Origin of the sequence: Streptomyces sp. DH24 (assembly GCF_029813775.1) — a bacterium.
Taxonomy (GTDB): Bacteria; Actinomycetota; Actinomycetes; order Streptomycetales; family Streptomycetaceae; genus Streptomyces.
Window position 1 is genome coordinate 54268 of record NZ_JARVKW010000039.1, and the last position, 7952, is coordinate 62219.

The following is a 7952-nucleotide window of genomic DNA, read 5'->3' on the forward strand; positions in this document are numbered from 1 at the left end:
GCCTGTTCATGCCCGATTGGGCCCGAACCTGTTTACTTTCTGGAAATCCAGGCTTAGCCTCCCAGTGAAACCACACGTTCGGGCACCAGTCGGAGGGGAACGGACATGTACGCACCGGAGCGTCAGCAGGAGATCCTCCGGCTCGCCCGGGACGGCGGCCGGGTGGACGTGGTGTCGCTGGCCGAGGAGTTCCAGGTGACGGCGGAGACCATCCGCCGCGACCTGAAGGCCCTCGACCGCGCCGGTCTGGTCCGCCGGGTGCACGGCGGCGCCATCCCCGTCGGGCGCCTCGACTTCGAGCCGGACCTCGCCGAGCGCGAGTCCACCGCGGCCGACGAGAAGGACCGCATCGCCAAGGCGGCCCTGGCCGAACTGCCCGCCGAGGGCACGACCATCCTCGACGCCGGCACCACCGTGGCCCGCATGGCCGCCGCCCTCCCGCTGGAGTCCTCCCTCACCGTCGTCACCCACAGCCTGCCCATCGCCGCCCGCCTCGCCGACCATCCCGGCATCCAGCTCCACCTCGTCGGCGGCCGCGTCCGGCACCGCACCCGCGCCGCCGTCGACGCCTGGGCGCTGCGCGCGTACGGCGAGATCCGCGCGGACGTCCTGTTCGTCGCGGCGAACGGCTTCTCGGCCGAGCACGGCCTGACCACCCCCGACCTCGCCGAGGCCGCCGTCAAACGCGCGGCCGTCGCCGCCGCCCGCCGGGTGGTGCTGGTCGCCGACTCCTCCAAGCACGGCCAGGAACACTTCGCCCGCTTCGGCGGCCTGAGCGACGTGGACCTGCTGATCACCGACAGCGGGCTGAGCCCGGAAGACGCCGCCGCCATCGAGCGCGGCGGCACGGAAGTAGTACGCGCATGATCCTCACCGTCACCCCGAACCCGTCCCTCGACCGCACCTACGAGGTGCCCTCGCTCGACCGCGGCGAGGTCGTCCGCGCCACCGGCGAGCGCGTGGACCCGGGCGGCAAGGGCGTCAACGTCTCGCGGGCCGTCGCCGCCGCCGGCCGGCGCACGGTCGCGGTGCTGCCCCTGGGCGGCGCGCCGGGCGCGCTCGTCGCCGACCTGCTCGACGCGCAGGGCATCGAGGTCGCGCCCGTGCCGGTCGCCGGAGCCACCCGCTCCAACATCGCGCTCGCGGAGGCGGACGGCGTCCTCACGAAGATCAACGCGCCCGGTCCCGAGCTGACGGCCGCCGAGCAGGAACTGCTGCTGGAGACCGTGCGGCAGCAGTCCCGCGACGCCTCCTGGATCGCCTGCTGCGGCAGCCTCCCGCGCGGCCTCGCCCCCTCCTGGTACGCCGAACTGGTCGCCCGCGCGCACGCCGCCGGCGCCCGCATCGCGCTCGACACCTCCGGACCCGCGCTGCTCCAGGCCCTGCGCGAGCGGCCCGACGTGGTGAAGCCCAACGCAGAGGAGCTCGCGGAGGCCGTCGGCCGCCCCCTGACCACCGTCGGCGACGCCGTGAAGGCCGCCGAGGAACTGCGGGAGCTGGGCGCGCGCACCGTGCTCGCCAGCCTCGGCGCCGACGGCCAGCTGCTCGTCGACGACGCCGGCGCCTGGTACGGCAGCGCGCGTGTGACCGCCGTCCGCAGCAACGTGGGCGCCGGCGACTCCTCCCTCGCCGGTTTCCTGATCGCCGGCGGCACCGGCCCCGAGGCGCTCGCGTCGGCGGTCGCCCACGGCGCGGCGGCCGTCCAGCTGCCCGGCAGTGTGATGCCGTCCCCGGCCGATCTCGACCCGGCGGCGGTGACGGTCACGACGGACGTACCGGTGGACCGCACGCTGAAGGAGCCGGTGACATGACGCCCCGTCCGGCCGCCCCGGCCACCGCCTTGGGCCCGTGGCGGCGGGCCTTCCCGTTACTCGGCGCCGCACCTGCCGGGCGCGCCCTGCCCGGCCCCGCCACCACCGGCCCCGGCGGACCCGCCGGCCCCGTGATTCCCCACCGCATCCCCGTCCCCCCGCCCGCCCACGACTCCCCCCGGGCGATACGCGAGCGAAGGAGCCCGCGATGAGCGACATGATCACCGCGGAACTGGTCGACCTCGACCTGTCCGCCGACACCAAGGAAGCCGCGGCACGCGCGCTCGCCGAGCGCATGGTGGCCCTGGGCCGGGTGACCGACCTCGACGGCTTCCTCGCCGACGTCGCCGCCCGCGAGGCGCAGATGCCGACCGGCCTCGACGGCGGCATCGGCATCCCGCACTGCCGCAGCACGCACGTGACCGAGCCGACGCTCGCCTTCGGGCGCAGCGCCGCCGGGATCGACTTCGGCGCGGCGGACGGTCCCGCCGACCTGATCTTCCTGATCGCCGCGCCGGCCGGCGCCGACGACGCCCACCTGACGATCCTGTCGTCGCTGGCCCGGCAGCTGATGAACGCCGAGTTCACGACGGCACTGCGGTCGGCCCGGGACGCGTCGGCCGCCGCGGCACTGATCCGCGGCGACGAGCCGGAGACGCCGGGGGCCACCGAGCCGGCCCGGGACTCCGCCGAGCCCGCCGAGCAGGCCGGGGCCGCCACCGGTCCGTCCGGTCCCGCCGGTCCGTCCGGTCCCGCCGGTCCGTCCGGTCCCACCGGTCCGTCCGGCTCCACCGAAGACTCCGTGGCGGCACCGGTGGCGGCCTCCGCCGGTGCCGCCACGGACACCACCACCGCGGCCCTGGCCGAACCCTCCGGCGAGGGCGACCGCCCGTTCCGCGTCGTCGCCGTCACCTCCTGCCCCACCGGCATCGCCCACACCTACATGGCGGCCGAGTCGCTGGAGAACGCGGGCCGCGAGGCCGGCGTCGAGGTCGTCGTCGAGACCCAGGGCTCGGCCGGCTTCACCCGCCTCGACCCGGCCGTCATCGCGGCGGCGGACGGCGTGATCTTCGCCCACGACGTCCCCGTACGGGAGAAGGACCGCTTCGCCGGGAAGCCGACCGTCGACGTCGGCGTGAAGGCCGGCATCAACCGTCCCGGCGAACTCATCGCCGACGTCCGGCAGAAGGCCGCGCGCGGCGACGTCACCTCCGGCACCGCGCCCACGCCGGTCGAACGCGGCGGTGACCCGGGCGAGGGCTACGGCACCAAGCTGCGCAAGTGGCTGATGTCCGGCGTGAGTTACATGGTCCCGTTCGTCGCGGCGGGCGGCCTGCTGATCGCCCTCGGCTTCGCGATCGGCGGCTACGAGATCAACAAGGCGCCGTCGGTCATGGAGCACTTCGTGTGGTCGCAGGCCGACAGCTGGGGCGCGCTGCTGTTCCAGATCGGCGGCGTCGCCTTCGCCTTCCTCGTCCCCGTGCTGGCCGGCTACATCGCCTACGGCATGGCGGACCGCCCGGGCCTGGTCCCCGGCTTCGTCGGCGGTTCCATCTCCCTCACCATCAGCGCGGGCTTCCTCGGCGGCCTCGCGGCCGGTCTGATCGCCGGTGCCGTGGTGATCGGCATCCAGAAGGTGCGGATCCCGGCGGCGCTGCGCGGCATCATGCCGGTGGTGGTGATCCCGCTGATCTCCTCGGCGATCGTCGGATTCCTGATGTTCGTCGTGATCGGCAAGCCCATCGCCTCCGCCCAGAAGGGCATGACCGACTGGCTGAACGGCCTCACCGGCGCCAACGCCGTCCTCCTCGGCGCCCTGCTCGGCCTGATGATGTGCTTCGACCTCGGCGGCCCGGTCAACAAGGTCGCCTACACCTTCGCCACCGCCGGCATCGCCGTCGCCGACCCGAGCGACTCCGCGATGAAGATCATGGCCGCCGTCATGGCGGCCGGCATGGTTCCGCCGCTGGCCATGGCCCTGGCGACGACCGTGCGCGGCAAGCTGTTCAACCAGACCGAGCGGGAGAACGGCAAGGCCGCCTGGGTCCTGGGCGCTTCCTTCATCTCCGAGGGCGCCATCCCGTTCGCCGCGGCCGACCCGCTGCGTGTCATCCCCGCCTCGATGGCGGGCGGCGCGGTCACCGGCGCGCTGTCGATGACCTTCGACGCCACGCTGCGCGCCCCGCACGGCGGCATCTTCGTGGTCCCGCTGATCGGCAACCCGTTGCTGTACCTGATCGCCATCGCGGCCGGCGTGTGCGTCACCACCGCGCTGGTCGTCCTCCTCAAGGGCCTGCGCAAGCCGGCCCCGGGCGCCACGGCTCCCGGCACCGGTGACGGCACGTCGTCGTCCCCGGCGGCGGACACCAAGCAGCCCGTGGCGGCATAGTCAGGAACACCGCACCCCGGCCGACGGCCGGTCGCAGCCCTCCCGGGACGGGGCCGCGACCGGCCGTTCGCCGTGCGCCCTTCCGGGGCCGGGCCGCGACCGGCCGTTCGCCGTGCGCCCTTCCGGGGCCGGGCCGCGACCGGCCGTTCGCCGTGCGGCCCGCTCCGCGGAGGTCAGGAAACCTGCGCCGCCCGCCGCTCCATCGCGTCCCGCGCCGCGTCCTCCGAGACGTACACCTCGCACATGTGCCGGCCGTCCGGCGTCGCCGTGTGCTCGACCTCCCAGAGGGAGACCTCCTTGCCGTCGCGCAGCAGGAAGGCGTGCTCGTACAGCGCGAAACACAGCCCGGCGCGCGCCAGGAGGCCCGGACGCCCGAAGGCCTGCGTGATCTGGTGGGCGAACGCCGTCGTCAACAACTCGGCCGTCTCCCCGCCGGGCCGGTCCGCGTTCTCCGCGCGGCGCAGCAGCCGGCGGGCGTGGTCCGCCGAATCGTCCGGGACGTACACATGACGCGGCGCCGGCAGCGCAGACACCTGCACCAGCACAGGCAGCTCGAAGTCCGGGGCGTCGGGCGGCAGCGGCAGCCGCGCGGTGGCGGACCGCAACTCCTCCTCGTCCGCGTACACCTCGTGCTGCGCCTCGCCGCCCGGCACCGTGTTGTGGACCAGCTCCCACAGCGTGAGCGCCGAACCGTCCGCGACCAGCCAGGTGTGCCGGTACGTTTCCCGGTGCAGGCCCGCGCTGTGGTGCGCCGAGTGCAACGAACTGTCGTGGGCCAGCGCGCAGTCGAGCTGCCGTACCAACTCGTCGGGCAGCTCGAAGGAGTTCAGGGCACGTCCCAGGAGCCGCGCGAGGTGCTCCTCCGGAGACTCGGGCGACTCGGGTGGTTCGTACGCTGCCGTCTCGTACGGAACGCTCAAGGTTTCTCCCGGCGTTGCTGCATGTCACCTTGTGGGTGCATACCGTAGCCCCTCGGCCGGACATCATGTCCAGGAACCGAGAAAACGTACGCTTGAAAAACTCTCGACTCGCGCGAGAAGTTCCCGCAACGTCCGGCATACCGTCAAAAAACCCTGGTGGCAAGGGACTTGGCCTGTGTTGGGCGTGGTGCCCGGCCGGCGTCCACGCCCGGCGCGCGGCTCGCTCCGCGCGCGTCACCGCCCGCCGTAGAGCTCCCCGTACGAGGGCCACGCCCCGCCCGGCCCCGCCACCGGCTCCGCCGCCCGTACGGCGTTCACGATCGCCCGGGTCACCACGTCCGCGCCGGCCGCCAGCACCGCGTTCGGGGCGAGCGGGTCGCCGGCGTCCAGCGGGCGCCGCCCGGTCGCCAGCGCGAAGACGGTGTCGCCGTCGTTGAGCAGGTGCACCGGGCGCACGGCACGCGCGATGCCGTCGTGCGCCGTGCCCGCCAGCTTCTGCGCCTGCGCCCTGGACAGGTCCGCGTCCGTGGCGACCACGGCCAGCGTGGTGTTCAGCGGGAGCGGACCGCTGCTCGCGGCGATCTCCGCGAGGCGTTGTCGCGCCGCCTCGTGGACCGGCCCCTCCGGATACGTCACCCGGCCCCCGAACAACTCCCCGTACAACACACCCGTCTCCGGGTCCGTCACCGACCCCGCCGCGTTGGCCACCACCAGCGCCGCCACCGTGATCCCCGAGTCGAGGACCGTGCTCGCGGTGCCGACCCCGCCCTTCAGCGGTCCGACCGCCGCGCCGGTGCCGGCGCCCACGCACCCCTGCGGTACCGCCGCGCCGGGCGCGCTCGCCGCTGCCGCCTCCACCGCGGCCCGGCCCGTGGCCGCGTCCGGGCGGGCCCGGAAGTCGCCGCCGCGCCCCAGGTCGAAGACGCAGGCCGCCGGCACCACGGGCACCACGTGCGCCGGGTCCGGCCCGACCCGCACCCCGCGTCCCCGCTCCTCCAGCCAGGCCATCACACCCGACGCCGCGTCCAGCCCGTAGGCGCTGCCGCCGGTCAGCACGATCGCGTCGACCTTCTGCACCAGGTTGCGCGGGTCCAGGGCGTCGGTCTCCTTGGTGCCGGGGCCGCCGCCGCGCACGTCCACCGCGGCGACCGCCCCGCCCTCCGGCGCCAGCACGACCGTGGTGCCGGTGAGCCAACCGTCCCCGGTGCGCGTGGCGTGCCCCACCCGCACCCCGGCCACGTCCGTCAATGCGTCAACTGTCATGGCGCCCAGTCTTATCCAGCCGCCGTCACGACGGGGGCACCGCGCTGTCAGCCGGTTGTGGCGGGTGCCGTGGTGCGGGAGTCGGTTGTGGCGGGTGCCGTGGTGCGCGAGTCGGTCGTGCGGGTGCCGTGGTCCGGGAGCCGGTCGTCCGGCACGGGGGACGACCGGCCGGGGTTCTCCCGCGGGAGCGGCCGTTCCCGCGGGGCCGGGGCGCCGGGGCGGAGCCGTACCCTGGAGGCATGAGTACCGCCGCCCCCGACCCCGAGCCGCGCGCGCCGAAGCCCGCGCTGATCTTCGACGACCCGCTGGACCAGCAGTCGTCGGACGACACGGACAGCGGCTGGGGCGAGCGGAGCGACGGCGACCGCGACAGCGCGGCCGATCTGAAGCGCTTCCTGGACGAGAAGCCGCCCCACCACCTGTAGGCCCACCACCTGTAGGCCCGCCTCGTGCAGCCCTGCGACGTGCAGCCCTGCGACGTGCAGCGCTGCCGCGCCGTGTCCGGCCGACCGCTCACCACGTCCGGCCGACCGCTCACCACAGCGTCACCGCCAGGCGGGCCGTTGCACTCGCTCCCGCCAGGCGCGCCGCCGTGGAACGGGGCACCGACAGCACGACCAGCGCCCCGCTCCCGGCCGGGTCGTCCAGGGCTTCCGGCACCTTCGCCACCCGCGCCCCGCGCGCGACCACCCGCGCCGCGCCGCCCGTCGCCGTCTCCCCGGCGGCGATGACGTCGACCCGGTCGCCCGGCCGCAGCAGTCGTACCGTCGCGGCGTCGGCGATCCGCACCGGTGCCGTCACGAGCCCGGCCGCGCGCTGCGTACGAACCGGACGATCCGCCGCCGGGGCTGCCGCGCGCGGTGGCGCCGGATCACCGGGGCGACCACGGACCCGCTCGGCGTCCCCGGGGCCTGCCGCCACCAGCGCCGCCGCTGTCACTGCGAGGCCCGCCGCCAGCGCCCGCCGACGGTGCCGAACGAGCCGGCCCAGCCCGTACCGGCCGCCGCGCACCCGCACCGGGGCGAAGTGCGGCACCTCGCAGGTGGGCGGGGCGTCGGCACCCGGGACGTGCGGGGAGACGGCAGCCGACGGGGCCGACGGAACCCGGGAGGGAGGCGGGGGCGGGGACGAGTACAGGGACGGGTGTGGCTGCGGCTGCGGCTGCGGAGACGGGTACGAGTTCGGGTTCGGGTATGGGGTCGGGTACGGAGCGAAGGACACGGGACCACCACCAGCGACGAGGCGTTCGGCTTTCGGTCCACGATGCGGCTCCGCGCCGCTGCCCGCCGGGCCCCGTGCGTTACCCACGGGTTGTGGACAACTCCCTCACCCGAACGAGCTGTTCCGCTCCGCTCGGCCTCGTCCCGCCCCGCCCCGCTCCGCCGCGCCGGCCACCTGCGCTCCGGACTCAGCCCCCCGACCCCAGCCACCCAGCCGTGAGCAGAAAACGCCCCCCGGCCCCGACGGCCCCCGGCTCCTGACAGCCCTCGGCCCTCGGCCCACGCCCCGACGGCCCCCGCCCCACGCCCCGACCGGCCCCCCCCCCACCCCCCCACGCCCCCCCCCCCA

Annotated in this window: 7 protein-coding genes; 4 read left to right on the forward strand and 3 right to left on the reverse strand. The window is 75.3% G+C overall.

The features are described 5' to 3' along the window. The first annotated feature begins 105 nt into the window (after positions 1–105). The 3 genes from QC282_RS26045 (at position 106) to QC282_RS26055 (ending at position 4200) form a co-directional block, all read left to right on the forward strand. Positions 106–867 carry a DeoR/GlpR family DNA-binding transcription regulator gene (locus tag QC282_RS26045; RefSeq protein ID WP_279551996.1) on the forward strand — a complete coding sequence of 254 codons (762 nt, stop codon included), beginning with the start codon at positions 106–108 and terminating at the stop codon, positions 865–867. After that, a complete protein-coding gene (gene pfkB, locus QC282_RS26050; protein ID WP_279551997.1) occupies positions 864–1811 on the forward strand; it encodes a 1-phosphofructokinase in 948 nt (315 codons plus the stop codon). The genes QC282_RS26045 and pfkB overlap by 4 nt, the downstream gene beginning before the upstream one ends. A gap of 208 nt (positions 1812–2019) precedes the next feature. Further along, positions 2020–4200: a fructose-specific PTS transporter subunit EIIC gene (locus QC282_RS26055; protein ID WP_279551998.1), complete on the forward strand. Its 2181-nt coding sequence runs from the start codon at positions 2020–2022 to the stop codon at positions 4198–4200. A 173-nt stretch (positions 4201–4373) separates the two neighbouring features. On the opposite strand, the gene QC282_RS26060 is transcribed toward QC282_RS26055, so the two are convergent. Both QC282_RS26060 and QC282_RS26065 read right to left on the reverse strand, forming a co-directional pair. Further along, complete coding sequence (locus QC282_RS26060) at positions 4374–5120, reverse strand: DUF6227 family protein (RefSeq protein ID WP_279551999.1); 747 nt, start codon at positions 5118–5120, stop codon at positions 4374–4376. Positions 5121–5354: 234 nt separating this feature from the next. Beyond that, positions 5355–6383, reverse strand: coding sequence for a P1 family peptidase (locus QC282_RS26065; protein ID WP_279552000.1), 1029 nt, complete (start codon positions 6381–6383; stop codon positions 5355–5357). Positions 6384–6622: 239 nt separating this feature from the next. Here QC282_RS26065 and QC282_RS26070 point away from each other — a divergent pair, with 239 nt between their 5' ends. Further along, positions 6623–6808: a hypothetical protein gene (locus QC282_RS26070; protein ID WP_279552001.1), complete on the forward strand. Its 186-nt coding sequence runs from the start codon at positions 6623–6625 to the stop codon at positions 6806–6808. Between the two features lie 109 nt (positions 6809–6917). Here the strand turns inward: QC282_RS26070 and QC282_RS26075 are convergent, their stop codons facing one another. Further along, positions 6918–7418 carry a hypothetical protein gene (locus QC282_RS26075; RefSeq protein ID WP_279552002.1) on the reverse strand — a complete coding sequence of 167 codons (501 nt, stop codon included), beginning with the start codon at positions 7416–7418 and terminating at the stop codon, positions 6918–6920. Positions 7419–7952 lie beyond the last annotated feature (534 nt).